Below are 19260 nucleotides of genomic sequence, written 5' to 3' on the forward strand. Positions count from 1 at the left end.
GTCTGCCCACGATCGGCCGGCTGCTGTACCCGGACGGCGCGCGGGCCGCCGTACCGGCCGGGGCCGGCGGCCGCATCCACGGTGTGCTGGAGATCGCCTGGCCCAAGCCCGAGGAGCCCCAGCCGCCGCAGGTCGTGCGGCAGTTGGAGGCGCTGGCGGAGCTGTGTGCGCACACCCTGGAGACGTACACGCTGGTGCACGGGACGGCGTACGAACCGCGGTTCGTGCCCGACGCGCAGGAGCTGAGCGACCTCGCGGACGGACTGCACGACCCGGCGCTGGTCCTGGTGCCGCACCTCGACGGCGCCGGACAGCTCGTCGACTTCCGCATCCAGCACGTCAACAACCGCTTCCTCGACCCCGCGGGCCGGCCGAGGGCCGTCATCAACGGCGCCCTGCTGCTGGAGGCCTATCCGATGGCCGCCGGTGACAGCGAACTGTTCCAGAGCGTCGAGCGGGTCTATGCCACGGGCGAGCCGTTCCGGGCGCACCGGATGAACCTCACCGCGCTCGTCGACCAGGTACCGCTCGCGGCCGTCGCCGACATCAGCGTCAGCCGCCACGGCTCCAGCGTGCTGCTGATCTGGCGCATCGAGGACGAGACCGCCCGGCTCGCCAGCCTGCTCCAGCACGCCCAGCGTCTCGGCAGGATCGGCGGCTTCGAGGAGAACCTGCTGACCGGCGAGATCACCTGGAACGGCCAGCTGTTCAGCCTGTACGGCCGCCCGCCCACCAGCACCCCGGTCGCCCTGGAGGACCTGCCCGCGCACGCCCATCCCGACGACGCCACCACCATCCGGCGGTTCCTGCGGACCTTGATGCACCACCGGCGTCCGGCCTCCGCCGCCTTCCGCCTGCTGCGGCCCGACGGCGTCACCCGGCACATCCGGGTCGTCGCGGAGCCGGTCCTCGACACGGACGGCCGGCTGTTCGTGGTGCGCGGCGCCTACCAGGACATCTCGGCCCAGCACTGGACCGAGGTCGCGCTGGCCGCCACCCGCGACCAGCTGGCCCACACCGAGCAGCAGGCCGACGAACGCGCCCGGCTCGCCCTGCAGCTGCAGCATGCGATCATGCCCCCGGCGCAGGCACCGCTGGAGGTGCCCGATCTGCAGGTGGCCGTGCGCTACCGCCCCGCCGAGACCGAGCAACTGGTCGGCGGCGACTGGTACGACGCGGTGGTACTCCCCTCCGGCCTGGTGCTGCTGTGCGTCGGGGACGTGGCCGGGCACGGCATCGAGGCGGCCACCAGCATGGTGGTGCTGCGCAACGCGCTGCGCGGCCTGGCGGTGACCGGCGCGGGACCCGCACAGCTGTTGTCCTGGCTCAACATCGTGGCGCACCACCTCACGGGCGCCGTCACCGCGACCGCCGTCTGCGCGCTGTACGACGGGGAGAGCAGGACACTGCGCTGGGCACGGGCCGGGCACCTGCCCCCGGTACTCGTCCGGGACAGGGAGGCGAGCGCGCTGCCGGTCGTCAGGGGCCTGCTGCTCGGCGCCGTGCCCGAGGCGGTGTACGAGGAGACCGAGATGCAACTGGCTCCCGGTGACACCCTGTTGATGTACACCGACGGTCTGATCGAGCGCCGCGACCGGTCCGTGGAGGAGTCCCTGTCGCACCTGCTGTCCACCGCCCGGTCCGCGCCCCGCACGCTGGACCAGCAACTGGACCGGCTGCTCACCTACAGCAGGTCGGACACCGACGACGACACCTGCATCGTCGGCATCCGGGTGGCATGACACCGTCGGCCGGGGCCCCGGAGAAGGGGACCCCGGCCGTTGGTGTGTCGCGGTCCGGTGCGGGGCGCGCCGGCCTTCTCGCCGCACGGATCCGGCGGTCGGGACGGACCACCGGGGGCGGCCTCAGGCCATGGCCGTGACGGCGGAGACCAGAGCCTGCAGACACACCCTTTCGGCTTTCTCGTCCGGCAGTGAGAGGTGCTGCATCGTCAGCCCGTCGAACCCCGCGAGGAAGAACCTCGCGATCGTCTCGGCGGGCTGGGCGAGCCGGTGCCCGGTGCGCTCGGCGGCCTCGCTGATCAGCTTCGTCGTCACGGCCGAGATGTCGCGCTGGTGGCCGTGCAGAGCCTCCTGGAGGCGGGGCGTGCGCAGGGCGAACATGGACAGTTCCGTGAGGAGTTGGTAGGACGCGGGCTGTTCCAGCACGGTGCGCCACAGGGCTTCGGCGAGCGTGGCGATCGTGTCCCCGAAGTCCGTGTCCGTGGGCGCGGCCTGCTCCAGGCCAGGGTGCTGCCCTGCAACGAGGCCTTCCGCCTGCCGCAGGACGACTCGGTGCCGGTGATCCTGGTCAGCGCGGGCACTGGTCTGGCGCCCTTCCGCGGCGCGGTCCTCGAGCGCCACCACATCCGGTCCACCGGCACGCTGCTGTGCTACCTCGGCTGCGACCACCCGGACGTCGACTACCTCCACCGTGCGGAACTCGAGGCGGCCGAGGCAGCCGGAGCCGTCAGCATGCGGCCCGCCTTCTCCTGCGCTCCCGTGGACGGCGCCCGCTTCGTCCAGGATCGCATCGCGAAGGAGAGCGACGAGGTGTGGGCGGTACTGGAAGCCGGCGGGCGCGTCTACGTCTGCGGAGACGGCCGTCGCATGGCCCCGGCGGTCCGGGAGGCGTTCAGGGCGATCTACCGCGGCCACACGGGTGCGGGAGACGACGAGGCCACCGCCTGGCTGGCGGCCCTGACCGAGTCCGGTCACTACATGGAAGACGTCTGGGCCGGCTGACCGCCGTCCCCGCTCTCGCCTTCGATCGAACGCGGCTCGCGCCCCAGACCCGTGAGGTTCTCATGCTTGATGCCCATTCGGTGCTCCGCCGAGGAACGGTCGTAGTCCCCGGCTCCCCCCTGGGGAGCGGCCGGTGAACGCCCGGGCCTCCTCCCCCCTGACCTTCGGCGTCGCGGTGGCGCTCATCGCCGGAGTCACCCTCGGAAACGGCGGGGCGAACGTGATGCCCGTCTTCATCGACGACTTCGCGTCCCGCTTCGGGCTGTCGGACTCCGGCGCCGGGCTCGTGGCCGCGAGCCAGCTGATGGCGACGGCCGTGGTGACGCTGCTGCTGTCCAAGCGGGCCGCGCGGCCGGGGCGGGCGCGGATGACCCGCCGTGGTCTGGCCCTCTCCGGTGCCGGCTTCCTGGGAGCGGCGGCGGCCACCGACCCGGTGACTCTGGTCCTGGCCAACCTGGTCCTCGGCGCGGGACTCGGGGCGGTCTACGCGGCGGCCACGGCGGCGCTCGCCGCCACCGACGACGCCGACAAGGCGTCCGCCGTCACCATCTCCGGCACGGTCGCCATGACGGCGCTGCTGATCATGGGTGTCCCCGCGGTCAACCACGACCTGGGGGAGGGGGCCGGCTTCCTGCTCATGGCGATGTGCTGTCTCGCCGCCTGGCCGCTGATACGCCGGATACCGGATGGTCCCTCCGCACCGGACGCCGGGTCCCCCGGTACGGGCAGGACGACCGCGGCCGAACCGTCGGTGGTTCTGCTCCTCGGGACCGCGCTCCTGTGGGCCGTCACCCAGGGCGCACGTGGTCGTACGCCTCGGTCCTCGGCCGTCAGCACACCGGAATGTCACACTCAGCCGTGTCGGCCGTCCTCGCGATCTCCGGAGTCGTGGCGCTCGCCGGTGCTGCGGTGGGTCCGGTGGCGGCGCGGCGCTTCGGGCGCATGCGGTCGATGGCCGTCTTCGTCACCGCTCAAGCCCTCGCGATGGCGGCCCTGGTCCTCACCCACGACCCCGTGCTCTTCACCGTGGCGGCCGTCCTCTGGCAGTCCTGCCAACTGGCCGTCCTGGTGCAGATGCTCGCCGCCGCGGCGCTCATCGACCCGACCGGACGCCTGGTCGCCTCCCTCAGCGGCGCGGGAGCCCTGGGCACCGGCATCGGACCGCTGGCCGTCGGAGCCGTCCTCGACGCCGCCGGGTCCGACGTGCTCGGCGGGGTCCTGGCCCTGGGCACCGCCATCGCCTCGCTGCCCCTGCTCCGGATGACGGTGTCCGGCACGGAGGCACCGGCCGAACGCGGACCCGCGCCCTCCTCAGCCGCCGGGACCGGGTGAGCGCGCCGGTCGGGCGGTCCGGAGACCAGACGCCGGGAAGCGGCCACCCCCTGTTCCGCGTGAGGGGGTGGCCGCTTCCCGGCGTCGCATGCGCCCGCGCGGTACCGGGCCTTGGCAGCCGCGGGCCGCAGCGGCCTCCCCCTGGCCTCTGCGGTCCCCTCCGTGGCCGCAGGGGTCAGTTCCCGCCGGTCTCCCGGTGCATAGGTTTCCCGGCAACAGCTGAGACACCCGGTAAAGGAGGCGGACCGGTGAGTGAGAACCAGGAAGACACCTGCGTGATCGGTGCGGGACCCGCGGGACTGGCGGTCGCGAGGGCGCTCGCCGAGCGGAACCTGCCGTACACGCACATCGAGCGTCACACAGGGCCGGGCGGACTGTGGGACATCGACAACCCCGGCAGCCCGATGTACGAGTCGGCCCACTTCATCTCCAGCAAGACGCTTTCCGGCTTCGGCGGATACCCGATGCCCGACCACTTCGCCGACTACCCGCCGCACCGGCAGATCCTGTCCTACCTGACGTCGTTCGCCGAGGCGTACGGGCTCGAGGAGCGCATCGAGTTCGCCACCGAGGTCCGCAGCGTGGACAAGAACCCGGACGGCACCTGGACGGTCACCCGGGCCGACGGCCGCGCCGGCATCCACCGGCAGGTCGTCGTGTGCACGGGGGCGCAGTGGCACCCCAATGTCCCCGACCTGCCCGGCGACTTCACCGGCGAGATCCGCCACACGGTCACCTACCGCAGCAGCGCCGAACTGCGGGGCAAGCGGGTGCTGGTGGTGGGTGCCGGGAACTCCGGGCTGGACATCGCCTGCGATGCGGCCCGGTCCGCCGACCACGCGGCGATCAGCATGCGCCGCGGTTACTGGTTCATCCCCAAGCACCTGTTCGGTCGGCCGGTGGACACCATCGCCGCGGACGGACCCCACCTGCCGATGTGGCTGCAGCAGAAGGTGTTCGGCGGTCTGCTGCGGCTGGTCAACGGCGACCCGCGCCGGCTCGGTCTGCAAAAGCCCGACCACAAGCTGTTCGAGACCCATCCGGCCATCAACTCTCTGCTGATCCACCACCTCCAGCACGGGGACATCACGGCCAGGCCCGGCATCGCGGGCACCGAGGGCAGGACGGTGCACTTCACCGACGGCACCAGCGACGACTTCGACCTGATCCTGCTGGCCACGGGATACGTCCACAAAGTCCCCGTCGCGCAGAAGTACTTCGGCGACGAGCAGCACCCCGACCTCTATCTGTCCTCCTTCTCCCGCGAGCACGAGGGCCTGTTCGGCGTCGGCTTCGTGGAGACCAACTCCGGGGCGTACCAGCTCTTCGACAGCCAGGCCCAGCTGATCGCCTCCTTCATCCGGGACGCGGGGGCCGGGCTGCCGACCGCCGACCGGTTCGCCCGCATGATCCGCGGCGACCGGCCGGACCTGTCCGGCGGACTGAGGTTCGTCGACTCGCCGCGCCACACCGGTTACGTCCACAGCGACGCCTTCGTGAAGTACCTCGGCAAGGTGGCCGAGGGGCTGGGCTGGCGTACCTCGGGGCTGCCGCCTCGGGCGACGTCTCCGCGCCGGGCGGCGGTGACGTCATGACGTACGACTTCCGTGACAAGGTCATCCTGGTGACCGGCGGTGCCGGAGGCATCGGCAGCGCCCTGTGCCACCGCTTCGCCGGCGGCGGTGCCCGTCTCGTCGTGGTCGACGTCGACGAGGCGAGGGCCGGGCGGACCGCTGACGCTCTGCCCGGGAGCGGACATTCCGGACTCGGCTGCGACCTGCTGGACCGCGCGGGGGTGGAGCTGATGCTCGACCGGGTGGCGGCCGACCACGGCCGTATCGACGTTCTGGTGAACAACGTGGGCATGACCAGCTCCGAACGGTTCGACGTGCGCAGCGTCGAGAGCATCGAGCGGGAGATCGACCTCAACCTGGTCTCGCCGCTGGTCACCACCCGGCTCGCCGTCCCGCTGCTGAGGGCCTCCGGCGACCCGCGGGTGATCACGACGGTCTCCCTCGGCGGGGTCTTCCCGCTGGGCGAGACGCCCATCTACACCGCCTCGAAGTTCGGGCTGCGGGGCGCGATGCTCGCCATCGGGCTGGACCTGCGGGGCAAGGGCATCAAGGCGGGTTCGGTGCTGCCGTCGGCGACCGACACGCGGATGCTGCGCCAGGAGGCTGTCGAGGGCGGGAACTCCCTGCAGTTCCAGGACGCGCCGCAGCAGCCGTCCGACGTCGTCAGGGCGGTCGTGAGCCTGCTGGACAGGCCCCGTCTCGAGGCCTACGCCAGACCCGGTGAGTCCCGGCTGGTGCGGTGCGCGATGCTGGCGCCCAATCTCCTGCCCCGGCTCTTCCCGCTCTTCCGCAGGCGCGGCGAGCGGGGGATGGCCCGCTATCTGGAGGACCTGCGGCGCAGGGGGCTGGCCCGCCGGGTCGGCGGCCGGTGGGAACTGCTGGAGGAAGCATGAGCAGGACGCACCTCACCGCTCTCCAGGAGACGCTCGACGTCGTCGACCCCGCGACGGGTGAGCTGATCACGACCGTCGCGGCGGCGAGCGAACGGGACGTGCGGCTGGCCGCCGAGCGGGCGCACAAGGTCTTCCGGAGCGGCGTCTGGGCCGGCCGCACCCCGCGGCAGCGAGCCGCTGTCCTGCTGCGCCTGGCCGACCTCATGGAGCGCGACGCCGAATTCCTCGCCCGGCTGGACTGCGAGGACGCGGGCAAACCGATCACGGAGTGCCGTACCGGCGACGTGCCCTCCGCGATCGAGTCGATCCGCTGGTTCGCGGAGGCGGCCGACAAGGTCTTCGGCCGCATCGCCCCCACGGGTCACGAGAGCCTGGGCCTGGTGAGCCGCGAACCGGTCGGGGTGGCCGCCGCCATCCTGCCCTGGAACTACCCGCTGGCCATGGCCGCCTGGAAGGTCGGGCCCGCGCTCGCCGCGGGCAACTCCCTGCTGCTCAAACCCGCCGAGGCCACCCCGCGCTCCGCCCTGTACCTGGCCGTTCTGGCGGCCGAGGCGGGCCTGCCGGACGGCGTGCTCACCGTGCTGCCCGGCCACGGGACGGTCACCGGTACGGCGCTCGCCCGCGATCCGCTCGTGCGCGCCCTGTCGTTCACCGGTTCCACGGCCACCGGACGCCGCATCCTGGCCGATGCGGCGGAGACCAATTTCAAGCGGGTCTCCCTGGAGATGGGCGGCAAGAGCCCCCAGGTCCTGATGGCGGACGCGCTCGAGTACGGCGACGAACTGATCGACGACATGATCGAAGCGGCGTTTGTGACCATGGGGCAGAACTGCACCGCCGGCTCCCGTGTGCTGGTCCACCACAGCATCGCCGAGGATGTGCTGCACCGGTTCACCACCGCTGCGAAGTGTCTCGTCATCGGCGATCCCGCCGACGCACGCACCGAGGTGGGGCCCCTCATCAGCCGTGCCGCCTTCGACCGGGTCGCGGCAGCGGTGGACACGGCCCGCTCCGCCGGGGCTCACATCCACACCGGCGGGCTGCCGCACGGTCTGCCACCGCGCGGTGCCTACTACCCGCCCACCGTGATCAGCCGGGCCCCGGTGGGCAGCGACGTACTCACCAAGGAACTGTTCGGCCCTGTCGTCACCGTCCAGACCTTCACCTCGGAGGACGAGGCGGTGCGGTCGGCGAACGCCACCGAATACGGACTCGCCGCCTCGGTGTGGACCCGCGACCTCGACGCCGCGCTCCGGCTCGCGCGGGGCATCGAAGCCGGGGTGGTCTCCGTCAACGCGTATGGTGAAGGCGACATCACCACCCCCTTCGGCGGGTGGAAGCAGTCGGGGTTCGGCGGTGCGGAGAAGTCCACCGACGCCTTGGCGCAGTGGACCAGAGAGAAGACCGTCTGGATCCGCACCCGCTGACCCCCGTGGTCCGGGCCGTCGGCACGGCCGGTGGTCGGGTTGCCCGAAGCCGACCGTCCGACGGCCCGGTGGCATCCCCCTCACTGTTCCGCCGATTCCTCGCGCAACCGGGCCGGGGCCACCCCGTGCCAGCGGTGCACCGCCCGCCGCAGCGCGCGGACGTCGGAGAAACCCGCCTGCCGGGCGATGTCCCGCAGGGTCGGCTCGGGCCGGCGCAACAGCTGCTCGACGCGCTCGCGGCGCACGCCGTCGACGACCGCCTCGTACGTCGTGCCGCACTCGGCCAGCCGACGGCGCAGCGTGCGCTCGCTGGAAGCGTGCCGTCGGGCCTGCTCGACGAAGGACGGCACGTCGGGCAGGCTCTGCGCGATCGAGATCTCCAGCACCTCCAGCAGATCCTGCTGATCGCGCCTCGACGCCGCCTGCTCCTCCAGGGACTCCACGACCGCGGTGTACGTGACCGGATCGCGCCCCGGCATCGGCCGTCCGGCCCATGCCGTGGGGAACACCAGGCGGTTCCCCACGGCTCCGAACCGGACCGGGCAGCGGAACAGCTCGGTGAAAGGCCGGACGTCACGGGGGGCGGGGAAGGCGAACTCGACGTTCCGTGGGGCGAATTCGTCCCCGGAGCTCAGCCGTGTGAGGGCGACGACGCTGGCGAACGCCTCCTCCGCCAGGAAGACCGCGACCGCCGGATCGAGGGCGGGATCGGGCAGCTCGGCCCGCAGCACGTAGCCGGCTTCGTCCGGCCCTGCCGACCAGACCACCATCGCCCCGGACAGGTTCTGGAAGCGCACGCCCGTCTCGATGGCCTCCCGCAGCGTCTCGGCGGCCATCTGGGCGAACCCGAGGAGGCCCCAGGAGGTCAGGTGCTGCGCCGCGCCCACCCGCAGGCCCAGGTGCGCATCACCGGTGAGCTCCAGCGCACGCCGGATGACGGCACTGCCCTGGCGGTACGAGACCCGCAGTGCCGCCGAGCGCATCATCGCCTCGTCCAGCCCGACCCGGGCCAGCTCGGGCCGGAGGTCGACTCCGTACCCGTCGGTGACCGGGATGAGGCAGCGCAGGATGTTCGGCGGGATGGTCGCCGAAGTACTGCGGCTGGTTCCCGGCGACCGTGCCGGAGCGGGGCTGTCGGACATGACGTTCCTTGTGACCGGGCGTTGCTCGCCGGACCCACAGTAGAGGGGTCCGCTCCGGCCCGCGGCGAACGCCTGGGCAGGCCGGAGCCGTGCTGGATCCCCGCGTCGGCGGCCTCGGCGATCTCCGCCCGGTTCACAGAGCCCGCGCCGGGGCTCAGACCGCCGGAGCCGGGTACGTCGGGTACTCCACCCCGGAGACGTGCTGGACGACGCGGACGACCTGGCAGGAGTAGCCGAACTCGTTGTCGTACCAGAGGTAGAGGATGGCGTTGTCGCCCTCGACCTTGGTCGCGCCGCCGTCGACGATCGAGGCGTGCCGCGAGCCGATGAAGTCGCTGGAGACCGCGTCGGGAGCGGTGGTGAAGTCGATCTGGCGCTTGAGCGGCGAGGTCAGTGACACGTTGCGGAGGTAGTCGAGGACCTCCTGGCGGTCGGCCTCGCGCCCGAGCTGCAGGTTGAGAATGGCGATGGAGACGTCGGGCACGGGCACACGGATCGAGCTGCCGGTGATCCGGGCCTTGAGATCCGGCAGTGCCTTGGCGACGGCGGAGGCCGCGCCGGTCTCGGTGATGACCATGTTGAGCGGCGCGGAGCGGCCCCGTCGGTCCGACTTGTGGTAGTTGTCCAGCAGGTTCTGGTCGTTGGTGAACGAGTGGACGGTCTCCACGTGACCGCGCAGCACGCCGAACTCGTCGTCCATCGCCTTCAGCGGCGGCACGATCGCGTTGGTGGTGCAGGACGCGCAGGACAGGATCTGCTCGTCCGGCTTGATCGTGTCGTGGTTGACACCGTGCACGATGTTGGGGACGTCACCCTTGCCCGGCGCGGTCAGCACCACCTTGTCGATGCCGGGGCGCAGGTGCTTCGACAGACCCTCGCGGTCGCGCCACTTGCCCGTGTTGTCGATCAGGATGGCGTTCTTGACGCCGTACGCCGTGTAGTCCACCGCCGACGGGTCGTCGGCGTAGATGACCTTGATCTCGTTGCCGTTGGCGGAGATGGTGCTGTTCGCCTCGTCCACGGTGATGGTGCCCTGGAACTGGCCGTGCACGGAGTCCCGGCGCAGCAGCGAGGCGCGCTTCACGAGGTCCTCCGCGGCCCGCCCGCCACCGCCGCGCACGACGATGGCACGCAGCCTCAGGCCGTTTCCGGAGCCGGACTTCTCGATCAGCAGACGGGCGACCAGGCGGCCGATGCGGCCGAAGCCGTAGAGGACGACGTCACGGGGATCGCGGCGCTCGATCTTGTCGGCGCCGGTGGCGCCCGCGACCGCCTCGGCGGTGAACTCCGCCACCGTCAGACCCCGGTCGTCCGCCTTGTAGGTCGCGGCGAGCATGCCGATGTCGATCTGGGAGGGGCCGAGGTCGAGTGTGGTGAGCGCCTGCAGGAAGGGCAGCGTCTCGGTGACCGAGAGCTCCTCGCCGGCGATCTGCCGGGCGAACCGGTGGGTCTTCAGGATGCTGACCACCGACTTGTTCACCAAGGAGCGGCTGTGCAGCAGGACCGTGACGTCCCGCTCGCGGTGCAGCTTCCCGATGATCGGGATCATCGACTCCGCGATCTCCTCGCGGTTCTTCCAGTTGGTGAACGAGTCGTCGTTGACAGTCACAAATCTATCTTTCGAGCTAGGCGGCGCTCATATGGTAGCCACACGATACTGGTGGCTTTCGGGTGATCGAACGCCGGGGTGCTCCCGTGCTGTCAGGTACGGGGTGGCGGCAGGCGGAGGTCCGCGGTGACGCGTTTGCCGCCGTTCAGGGGTGCGACCCGTACGTCGGCGGAGAGCCTGGAGACCAGGTGCAGTCCGTGACCGCCGATCCGGCGGCCGTCCCGGGGCTGGATCTCCGGCAGGGTGGTGGACGTGTCCCACACGGTGATGTGCAGCACGTCGGCGCCGGGCGACAGCTCCAGCAGCAGGCCGCACGGGCCCGGAGCGTGCCGCAGTGCGTTGGTGACCAGTTCGCTGACCACCAGCTGGGCGTCCTGGCCGACCCGCTGGTCCGGGGCGTACCCGAGGCGGGACAGGAACGCCGTCACCGCCCGTCGTGCGTCGACACCGCGCAGGGTGCCGGCGTCCCAGGTGGCGCTGTAGCGGAGCGGTTCGGGTGCGCGGAAGCGCTGTGCATCCGTCGCCTGATTCCTAAGCGGGATGACCATGTTCAATGGGCCTTCGTGTGGGGGATCCTCAGTCGTCGGGTGACCGTCGGGTGGGTGGGCATCGAATTCTCGGCTACCCGCAGTCCCCGCGGTCATGAGCGCAACAGGGGATCAATCCGCCGGGCCGGAACCGACGGCACACACTGTTTGCGGTTGCACACTCAAGGTAACCGGTGGGTGTAGCCGGTGGAGGGTCACGGCTGGATCGCCGCGCGGTGCCAGAACCCGCACAGTGCTTCGACGAGCTCCTCGGGCGCCTCCTCGGCCATGTGGTGACCGGACGCGACGGGGCCGCCGACCAGCCCCCCGCCCGCCCAGTCCCGCCAGACGCCCAGCACGTCGCCGTAGAGATCGACCATGTCGTCCCGCGTCGCCCACAGCACCTGCAGCGGGCAGCCGATGCGCCGGCCGGCCCGCCGGTCGGCCTCGTCGTGCTCCCGGTCGACGCCCAGGCCGGCCCGGTAGTCCTCGCACATGGCGTGCACGGTGGCAGGGTCGTGGATGGCGCGGCGGTAGTCCTCGTACGCCTGAGCCCCCATCGGCTCGGCGCCCGCCCGGTACCAGGCGTCCGGGTCCGTGTTGATGATCCGCTCTGCGGGCTTGTCCGTCTGCCCGAGGAAGAACCAGTGCCACCAGCGCGCGGCGAACCGCGCGTCGCAGCGCCCGAGCGCCTCGCCGATGGGGACGGCGTCCAGCACGCTCACGGCGGACACCGCCCGGGGGTGGTCCAGGGCGAGACGCGTGGCCACGTACGCGCCCCGGTCGTGTCCCACGACCGCGAACCGGTCGTGGCCGAGGCCGCGCATCACCGCGAGGCAGTCCGCCGCCATGGCCCGTTTGGAGTACGGGCGGTGTTCCGGGTCGGTCGGGGGCTTGACCGACTCGCCGTAGCCCCGCAGGTCGGGGCAGACCACGGTGTGACCGGCGGCGACGAGAAGCGGGGCGACGCGGTGCCACGTCGCGTGCGTACGCGGATGACCGTGCAGGAGCAGCACGGCCGGCCCCCGGCCGCCGAACCGCACCCGCAGCTCGGCCCCCTCGCCCTCGCACCGCGTCAGTGTGAAGCCGTCGAACACCCGTCCCCCTGCCCCTCGAGCCTTCGCGCCCCGGACGCCGTCGCCGACTACCCCGGATCAGCGGGCCCACACGCGCGGTCCAGGCTTGCGGTCGTCAGTGACGCCGTCACCAGCGGGTGCCGTGGCCGGGAGCGCGGCGCGGTACGAGGCGCGCACCGCGCCGGGGCAGGAGGGCCGGCCGGACCGGGGATCTCCTGGCAGCGCCTAAGGGGCCCTTGCACTATGAGCGCCCGATGAGGTCGCGTGGTCTGGTGCCGTGCATCGCAAGGCGCCGGAGAGCCCTCGATGGGGGTCCCCCCGCTCGAGCGAAGCCGAGAGTGGGGGAGGAGCTACTAGCGCTTTTCGGCAACGCGGCGAGGTGCGGTGCCAGGCCGCGCGACCCGGGCGGGCATAGTGCAAGGACCCCTAAGGGTTGTCCACGGCCCGCATGCCGGCCTCGTCGTAGCGCTCCCCGGCGGCTTCGGGGAGTTCGGCGTCGATGCGGGCCAGGTCCTCCTCGGTCAGTTCGACGTCGATCGCGGCCGCGTTCTGCTCGAGGTATTCGCGGCGCTTGGTCCCCGGGATGGGAGCCAGGTCCTCGCCCTGTGCCAGCACCCAGGCGATCGCCAGCTGGGCCGGCGTCACACCCTTCTCGGCGGCGATCTCCTTGACCTTCTCGGCGAGCCTGCGGTTCGCCTCCAGGTTCTCGCCGGTGAAGCGGGGACCGCTGCGGCGCCAGTCCGTCTGGTCGAGGTCGTCCGGCGAGGAGAACCGGCCCGCCAGGAAGCCGCGGCCCAGTGGTGAGTAGGGCACGAAGCCGATGCCGAGCTCCCGGCAGGTCGGCAGGACCTCGGCCTCCGGGTCGCGCGTCCAGAGCGAGTACTCGGTCTGCACGGCCGCGATCGGGTGCACGGCATTCGCCCGGCGCAGCGTCTGCGGGCCCGCCTCGCTGAGACCGATGTGCCGCACCTTGCCCTCGGCGACCAGTTCTGCCAAGGCGCCGACGGTCTCCTCGATGGGGACGTTCGGATCGACGCGGTGCTGGTAGTAGAGGTCGATGTAGTCGGTGCCGAGCCGCTTGAGCGAGCCGTGAACCGAGCTGCGGACGTGCTCGGCCGAGCCGTCCTGCCGCCCCACCGTGCTCATGTCGCCCGGGACGGCGTCGTCCATGCGGTAGTTGAACTTGGTGGCGATCACGTACTCGTCGCGATGGCCCCTGACCGCCTGGCCCACGAGCGTCTCGTTCGTGAGCGGGCCGTACATCTGCGCGGTGTCGAGGAAGTCGATGCCCAGCTCGAGGGCGCGCCGGATGGTCCGGACGCCCTCGTCCTGATCGGTGGAGCCGTAGAAGGCGGACATGCCCATGCAGCCGAGACCGATGGCTGACACCTCAAGGTCCCGCAGCCTGCGCCGCTTCATGTGAGTAGCCTTTCCCGGGGGGTGGATCGTCCTTCTCCCATGGACGCTAGAACTTGGAGAGCACTCCAAGTCAAGCACCGTTCCGACGGCGTGGTGGGCGGGGCGCTGACGGGGCGACGGCGCGGATGCGATGATCGCGGCGAGACCACCCGCGTCCCCGCTCACCCACCGCGACAGGAGCCCGCAGTGAGCAGTGTCCACCACGACGTCACCACGCTTCCCCCGGCCCGGGTCGAGGAGGTCAGCGACGGCGTCTTCGCGTACGTCCAGCCCGACGGCACCTGGTGGATCAACAACACCGGTTTCCTCGTCGGCCGACGAGGGGTGATCAGCGTCGACGCCTGCTCCACCGTCCGTCGCACCCGCGCCTACCTGGACGCCATCGCCGAGATCACACCGCAGCCGGTACGGACGCTGATCAACACCCACCACCACGGTGACCACACCTTCGGCAACCACCTCTTCAACGGCGCCACGATCGTCGGGCACGAGGCCACCCGGGCGGGCGTCCTGGAATGGGGCGAGCCGAAGGACGCGCCGTTCTGGACGGAGGTCGACTGGGGGGAGTTCGTCCTCGAGCCGCCGTTCCTCACCTACACCGACTCGGTCACCGTCTGGGCCGACGACCTGCGTGCCGAGGTGCGGCACGTGGGGCTGCCGGCCCACACGACGAACGACTCCATCGTCTGGCTGCCCGAGCGGGGGCTGCTGTTCAGCGGTGACCTGCTGTTCAACGGAGGCACGCCGTTCCTGCTGCAGGGATCGGTCGCCGGTGCCATCCGGGTCCTCGAGGAGGTCGTCGAGCCGCTCGGAGCGACGACCATCGTCCCCGGGCACGGCGCCGTCGCGGGACCCGAGGTCATCGACGACGTCCTCGGTTATCTGCGATTCGTGCAGAAGGCCGCCCGCGAGGGACGCGACGCCGGGCTCACTCCGCTCCAGACCGCCCGGGAACTCGACCTGGGGGAGTACGGTGAACTGCTCGACCGAGAGCGGATCGTCGGCAACCTGCACCGCGCCTACGCCGAGCTGGAGGACGGGCCGCTCGGCCGGCCCATCGACGCCGTCGCGGCGCTCGGCGACATGGTCACGTACAACGGCGGCCGCCCCCTGACCTGCCTGGCCTGACACCCGGTCAACTCCACGACAAAGCCCGCTCCAGGGCCGCCCGGCCGGCCGGCCCCCAGGTCGGTTGGCCGCCGGGCAGGCCCCGTTCACCCGCCCGGCCGATGTCGACGAGGGAAAGCCCGCGCAAGACGGCCCAGCCGCGTGCGCGCTCGACCGTCGCCGGGTCCGCCTCCGCGTACGTGGCGAAGAACCGCGAGGCCGCGCCTGCGGGCAGGAGCAGCCAGGCGGCCGCGAGGTCGGTCGCCGGATCTCCCGCGCAGACGTCACTGAAGTCGATCACGCCCGCAAGTGTGCCCTCCGAGACGACCACATTGGCCGGATGGAGATCACCGTGCAGCCAGACCGGTGGCGCCGTCCACTCCCGTGCCGCTACTGCCTCTCTCCACACCGCCCGGACACCGTCGACGTCGATCCTGTCGGCGACGGCGTCCAGGAGCCGGTCGAACTCGTCCGCGCGGGAACCGAGGGCAACACCCCGGTGCGGATTGGCCGGAGCGTCGGCGGGAGCGTTGACGTGAAGTGCGCCGAGGAAGCCGGCCAGCCGGTCGGCCGCGTGGCCGCCACGGCTGACCGGGACCCGGTCACCCGGTTCCCCGGGCACCCAGGTCACGATGTTCCACGGCCGCGGAAAGTTCGCGGAGGGTTCACCGGCCCGCACGGGCGTCGGTACTGGCAGCGGAAGCTCCGGGGCAAGCACGGGCAGCCACCGCCGCTCGTTACGGACGACGGACGGGGCCCACCGGGTGCGCGGCAGCCGCACCGCCAACTCCTCCCCGAGGCGCCACAGCCGGTGGTCCCAGCCCCCGGCGACCGGCCGCAGGGGCAGTTCCGCGAGGTCCGGGTGCTGCTCGCGCAGCAGTCGGCGTACCAGTGGCTCGTCGATGTCGATGTCGATGTGGGTACCGGTATCGGTATCCCTGTCCCTGGCGACCACGGGGCCACCCTTCCACGGCGCCTCCGGTCAGCAGGCACAGTCGCATCAAGTCCCGTACCAGACGACCCGTCACCATGAGCCAGCCGAGGGCGAAGCCGTCGGACGCGGCCGGGGCGGACGTGTCTTGCGGACACCCCCGGTGTGCCGGAAGCAAAGCCGGGCAGTAGCGGTGACGTGCGACAGCGTACGGCCGAAAGGTCGCATCGGTCGCGTGTGCGAATTGCGGCAAGGACGAAAGAAGTGTGGCGGCATGGTCGACACCAGCACTGACGGCGAACACGAATCCCCCGGCGGCCCGAAGGGCGCCAAACGCGTGGCGGGCCTGCCGAGGCAGGTACGCGAGGACCTCACGCGCAGGCTGCGCCGGAACCGGCGGGCCTTCCGCAAGGAGGACGTCCAGGTTGTCGAGCCGCCCCTGCTCCGGCGCGCGGTCGGCGCGTCCGCGCTCGGCAACTGCATGGAATGGTTCGACTTCGGCGTCTACAGCTACCTGGCCGCGACGATCGGCAAGGTCTTCTTCCCCGGCGCCTCACCCGCGGCCCAGGTCATATCCTCCTTCGCCACCTTCGCCGCGGCGTTCGTCGTACGCCCCCTTGGCGGCCTCGTCTTCGGCCCCCTCGGCGACCGCCTCGGCCGGCAGAAGATACTCGCCACCACCATGATCATGATGGCGATCGGCACCTTCGCCATCGGGCTGATCCCCAGCTACGCGACGATCGGCATCGCCGCCCCCGCGCTGCTGCTCCTCGCCCGCATGGTGCAGGGCTTCTCCACGGGCGGTGAGTACGGCGGCGCCACGACCTTCGTCGCCGAGTACTCGCCGGACCGCCGCCGCGGATTCCTCACGAGCTGGCTCGACTTCGGCACCTTCGTCGGCTACGCCCTCGGCTCCGCGCTGGTCACCGTGCTGAACCTGATGCTGACCGACGCCGAGATGCTCTCCTGGGGCTGGCGGATCCCGTTCCTGATCGCCGGACCGCTCGGCGCGATCGGCCTCTACATGCGGCTCAAGCTCGAGGAGTCGCCCGCCTTCCAGCAGCAGCTGGACGAGCACGAGCAGAGCCTCGCCCAGGAGTCGGCGGGCAGCGAGCTCAAGGCGATCGTCAAGAACCACTGGCGGCCGCTGCTCGTCTGCATGGGGCTGGTGCTGCTCTACAACGTCACCAACTACATGGTCACCGGGTTCCTGCCGACGTACCAGACGGAGACGCTGCACCGCTCCAGCGGCTCCGCCGATGTCCTCGTGCTGGTCGGCATGGTGTGGATCGTCCTGCTGATCACCTTCCTCGGCCGGCTCAGCGACCGGGTCGGCAGGCGTCCGGTCTACGGGGTCGCCGCGGCCGCGATGGTCGTCCTGGCGGTGCCGTCCTTCATGCTGATCAAGATGCAGGGCACCTGGGGCCCGATCCTCGGGGTGCTCCTGCTGTCCACCCTGCTGGGCTGCTTCGCCGCGCCGAGCGCTGCCACCCTGCCCGCGCTCTTCCCGACGGCCGTGCGCTACGCGGCCATGGGCATCGGCTTCAACTTCGCCGTCGCGGCCTTCGGCGGCACCACCCCGCTGGTCACCGAGGCGCTGATCAACCTCACCGGCAACGACATGATGCCCGCGTTCTACCTCATGCTGGCCGGGGCCATCGGTCTGGTGACGGTGCGGTTCCTGCCGGAGAGCGCCCAGGTCCCGCTGCGCGGCTCCCAGCCGATGGTCGGCTCCAAGGAGGAGCGGCGGGAGCTGATCACCACCTCCGAGGAACTGTACGACGCGCGGGCGCACGCCGGGCGGAGCTGACCCGGGTCCGCACCGGCGGTCAGCGGGGCACGGTCAGGCTCCCAGGGGATAGCTCACGACCCGCGGGAACCCGTCCGGCCTGCTGCCGCCGGTGTACGTCAGCACGATCCGGGTGAAGTGCTTCAGCCCCGGATGCTTCTTCCACGGCTCCGGGCGGTCGAGCCGCACGGCCACCGCGTAGGAGTGGAACCTGCCCGCCGCGCAGAACGGCTTGCAGTCGTTCACCGCGTTCACGCCCACGGCCGTCGCCGAAGCCGTACCCCACTGCGACCAGCGCAGCCCGCCGAGTCGGCTGTTGCCGTCACCGCAGGCCAGGATGAAGTCCGTGGGCTGTACGTTCGGATGCGACGTGCAGTCGACGAGCACGGGCCTGGACCGCACCGCCGCGGTCGTGGCGGACGCCGCCGTTGCTCCGGCGGCGGCCGGGGGCATCGCCGCCGCAAGCAGCGCGCCCGTCCAGAGGGTGATCGCTGTCCACACAACCGGTCCGCGCATCTTGACCCCGCTCACTCGCGTTGACCCCGCTCCCGCGCGGTCGACTCCCTATCGACGCTACGACCGTCGCGGTCCATGCACCACTCGCACGGCCGAACCACCCCTTCTGTGGGTTCCTACGAATTTCTGTGCGACGGGTTACCGCTTCGGCGGGCGATTGATAGGAAACTTTCCTATCAAGAGCGGCTTGCAGCCGGACGAAGCAACTCGCCGCCCCCCACGACCACTTGGAGCCCCCGTGTCGCATCCCGACCGAGACCGAGAAACAGCCCCCGCCCCCTTCTCCCGCCGTACCGTCGTCACACTGTTCGGCGCGGTCGCGTCAGGGGCCCTGCTCGGCGTCCCGCGTGCCGCGGCGACGCCGGCGGCCGCCCCCGGTCTCGACGACCCGGCGAAGAAGGAGATCGCCATGAAGCTGGTGTCCAGCGCGGAGAACTCCTCGCTCGACTGGAAGGCCCAGTACAAGTACATCGAGGACATCGGCGACGGGCGCGGCTACACCGCCGGTATCATCGGCTTCTGCTCGGGCACCGGCGACATGCTCGACCTGGTACAGCTCTACACCGACCGCAAGCCCGGCAACGTCCTCGCCAAGTACCTCCCGGCGCTGCGCAGGGTCAACGGCAGTGACTCGCACGCCGGCCTCGACCCGGACTTCCCCAAGGACTGGCGCAAGGCCGCCCAGGACACGGCCTTCCAGCAGGCGCAGAACGACGAACGCGACCGCGTGTACTTCAACCCAGCCGTCAAACAGGGCAAGGCGGACGGACTGCGCGCGCTGGGCCAGTTCACCTACTACGACGCCATCGTCATGCACGGCGACGGCGACGACCCCACCAGCTTCCGCAACATCCGCAAGCGGGCCCTGCGCAGCGCCAAGCCACCGGCCCAGGGCGGCGACGAGACGACGTACCTGAACGCCTTCCTGGACGCCCGGGTGTGGGCCATGAAGCAGGAGGAGGCCCACAGCGACACCACGCGGGTCGACACCGAGCAACGCGTCTTCCTGCGCAAGGGAAACCTGGACCTGAACCCGCCCCTCGACTGGAAGGTGTACGGCGACAGCTACCACATCGGCTGACACCCCGGCCGTCCCCGGGCCCGGCCCGGCGATGTCAATGTGACGTATCCCGCCCCTCAGCAGGCCCGGAACCCCCTAACGTTCATCGCGTGG

The 19260-nt window shown here is 71.3% G+C and carries 17 protein-coding genes and 1 pseudogene; 10 read left to right on the plus strand and 8 right to left on the minus strand.

What is annotated here, in order from left to right:
- The coding region (locus ACWC21_RS14495; RefSeq protein ID WP_450881552.1) for a PP2C family protein-serine/threonine phosphatase at nucleotides 1-1742 on the plus strand (1742 nt) is incomplete at its 5' end.
- 123 nt (nucleotides 1743-1865) lie between these two features.
- Here ACWC21_RS14495 and ACWC21_RS14500 read toward each other — a convergent pair.
- Nucleotides 1866-2411, minus strand: coding sequence for a TetR family transcriptional regulator C-terminal domain-containing protein (locus tag ACWC21_RS14500; protein ID WP_450881554.1), 546 nt, complete (start codon nucleotides 2409-2411; stop codon nucleotides 1866-1868).
- On the opposite strand from ACWC21_RS14500, the gene ACWC21_RS14505 reads away from it, so the two are divergent.
- The 6 genes and pseudogenes from ACWC21_RS14505 to ACWC21_RS14530 all read left to right on the plus strand — a co-directional run bounded on the left by ACWC21_RS14505 (nucleotide 2301) and on the right by ACWC21_RS14530 (nucleotide 7970).
- Complete coding sequence (locus ACWC21_RS14505; RefSeq protein ID WP_450881556.1) at nucleotides 2301-2744, plus strand: hypothetical protein; 444 nt, start codon at nucleotides 2301-2303, stop codon at nucleotides 2742-2744. The genes ACWC21_RS14500 and ACWC21_RS14505 overlap by 111 nt on opposite strands.
- A gap of 223 nt (nucleotides 2745-2967) precedes the next feature.
- A pseudogene (locus tag ACWC21_RS14510) lies at nucleotides 2968-3462 on the plus strand (MFS transporter); the annotation flags it as partial.
- 125 nt (nucleotides 3463-3587) lie between these two features.
- A complete protein-coding gene (locus ACWC21_RS14515; RefSeq protein WP_450881739.1) occupies nucleotides 3588-4076 on the plus strand; it encodes a hypothetical protein in 489 nt (162 codons plus the stop codon).
- A 248-nt stretch (nucleotides 4077-4324) separates the two neighbouring features.
- Nucleotides 4325-5671: a flavin-containing monooxygenase gene (locus tag ACWC21_RS14520; RefSeq protein ID WP_450881558.1), complete on the plus strand. Its 1347-nt coding sequence runs from the start codon at nucleotides 4325-4327 to the stop codon at nucleotides 5669-5671.
- Nucleotides 5668-6543 carry an SDR family NAD(P)-dependent oxidoreductase gene (locus ACWC21_RS14525; protein ID WP_450881560.1) on the plus strand — a complete coding sequence of 292 codons (876 nt, stop codon included), beginning with the start codon at nucleotides 5668-5670 and terminating at the stop codon, nucleotides 6541-6543. Before ACWC21_RS14520 ends, ACWC21_RS14525 begins: the two co-directional genes overlap by 4 nt.
- Complete coding sequence (locus ACWC21_RS14530; RefSeq protein ID WP_450881562.1) at nucleotides 6540-7970, plus strand: aldehyde dehydrogenase family protein; 1431 nt, start codon at nucleotides 6540-6542, stop codon at nucleotides 7968-7970. The genes ACWC21_RS14525 and ACWC21_RS14530 overlap by 4 nt, the downstream gene beginning before the upstream one ends.
- Nucleotides 7971-8050: 80 nt before the next feature.
- Here the strand turns inward: ACWC21_RS14530 and ACWC21_RS14535 are convergent, their stop codons facing one another.
- The 5 genes from ACWC21_RS14535 to ACWC21_RS14555 all read right to left on the minus strand — a co-directional run bounded on the left by ACWC21_RS14535 (nucleotide 8051) and on the right by ACWC21_RS14555 (nucleotide 13743).
- Nucleotides 8051-9112, minus strand: coding sequence for an AraC family transcriptional regulator (locus ACWC21_RS14535; protein ID WP_450881564.1), 1062 nt, complete (start codon nucleotides 9110-9112; stop codon nucleotides 8051-8053).
- A gap of 154 nt (nucleotides 9113-9266) precedes the next feature.
- Complete coding sequence (locus tag ACWC21_RS14540; RefSeq protein WP_450881566.1) at nucleotides 9267-10721, minus strand: glyceraldehyde-3-phosphate dehydrogenase; 1455 nt, start codon at nucleotides 10719-10721, stop codon at nucleotides 9267-9269.
- Nucleotides 10722-10813: 92 nt separating this feature from the next.
- Nucleotides 10814-11269 (minus strand): ATP-binding protein, encoded by a 456-nt coding sequence (locus ACWC21_RS14545; RefSeq protein ID WP_450881568.1) that lies wholly within the window; start codon nucleotides 11267-11269, stop codon nucleotides 10814-10816.
- Nucleotides 11270-11463: 194 nt separating this feature from the next.
- Nucleotides 11464-12345, minus strand: coding sequence for an alpha/beta fold hydrolase (locus ACWC21_RS14550; RefSeq protein WP_450881570.1), 882 nt, complete (start codon nucleotides 12343-12345; stop codon nucleotides 11464-11466).
- Between the two features lie 405 nt (nucleotides 12346-12750).
- The gene (locus ACWC21_RS14555; RefSeq protein WP_450881572.1) at nucleotides 12751-13743 is read right to left on the minus strand and encodes an aldo/keto reductase; all 993 of its coding nucleotides are present in this window, start codon (nucleotides 13741-13743) and stop codon (nucleotides 12751-12753) included.
- 186 nt (nucleotides 13744-13929) lie between these two features.
- On the opposite strand from ACWC21_RS14555, the gene ACWC21_RS14560 reads away from it, so the two are divergent.
- Entirely contained in the window at nucleotides 13930-14871 is a 942-nt protein-coding gene (locus ACWC21_RS14560; protein WP_450881574.1) for an MBL fold metallo-hydrolase, read from the plus strand.
- A 7-nt stretch (nucleotides 14872-14878) separates the two neighbouring features.
- Here the strand turns inward: ACWC21_RS14560 and ACWC21_RS14565 are convergent, their stop codons facing one another.
- Nucleotides 14879-15805, minus strand: a complete 927-nt coding sequence (locus ACWC21_RS14565) for an aminoglycoside phosphotransferase family protein (protein WP_450881576.1) — start codon at nucleotides 15803-15805, stop codon at nucleotides 14879-14881.
- 250 nt (nucleotides 15806-16055) lie between these two features.
- On the opposite strand from ACWC21_RS14565, the gene ACWC21_RS14570 reads away from it, so the two are divergent.
- Nucleotides 16056-17591, plus strand: coding sequence for an MFS transporter (locus ACWC21_RS14570; protein ID WP_450881578.1), 1536 nt, complete (start codon nucleotides 16056-16058; stop codon nucleotides 17589-17591).
- 33 nt (nucleotides 17592-17624) lie between these two features.
- On the opposite strand, the gene ACWC21_RS14575 is transcribed toward ACWC21_RS14570, so the two are convergent.
- The gene (locus tag ACWC21_RS14575) at nucleotides 17625-18086 is read right to left on the minus strand and encodes a hypothetical protein (protein WP_450881580.1); all 462 of its coding nucleotides are present in this window, start codon (nucleotides 18084-18086) and stop codon (nucleotides 17625-17627) included.
- A gap of 238 nt (nucleotides 18087-18324) precedes the next feature.
- Here ACWC21_RS14575 and ACWC21_RS14580 point away from each other — a divergent pair, with 238 nt between their 5' ends.
- Nucleotides 18325-19167 carry a chitosanase gene (locus ACWC21_RS14580; protein WP_450881582.1) on the plus strand — a complete coding sequence of 281 codons (843 nt, stop codon included), beginning with the start codon at nucleotides 18325-18327 and terminating at the stop codon, nucleotides 19165-19167.
- Nucleotides 19168-19260 lie beyond the last annotated feature (93 nt).

The organism is Streptomyces sp. NPDC001348, assembly GCF_053597535.1.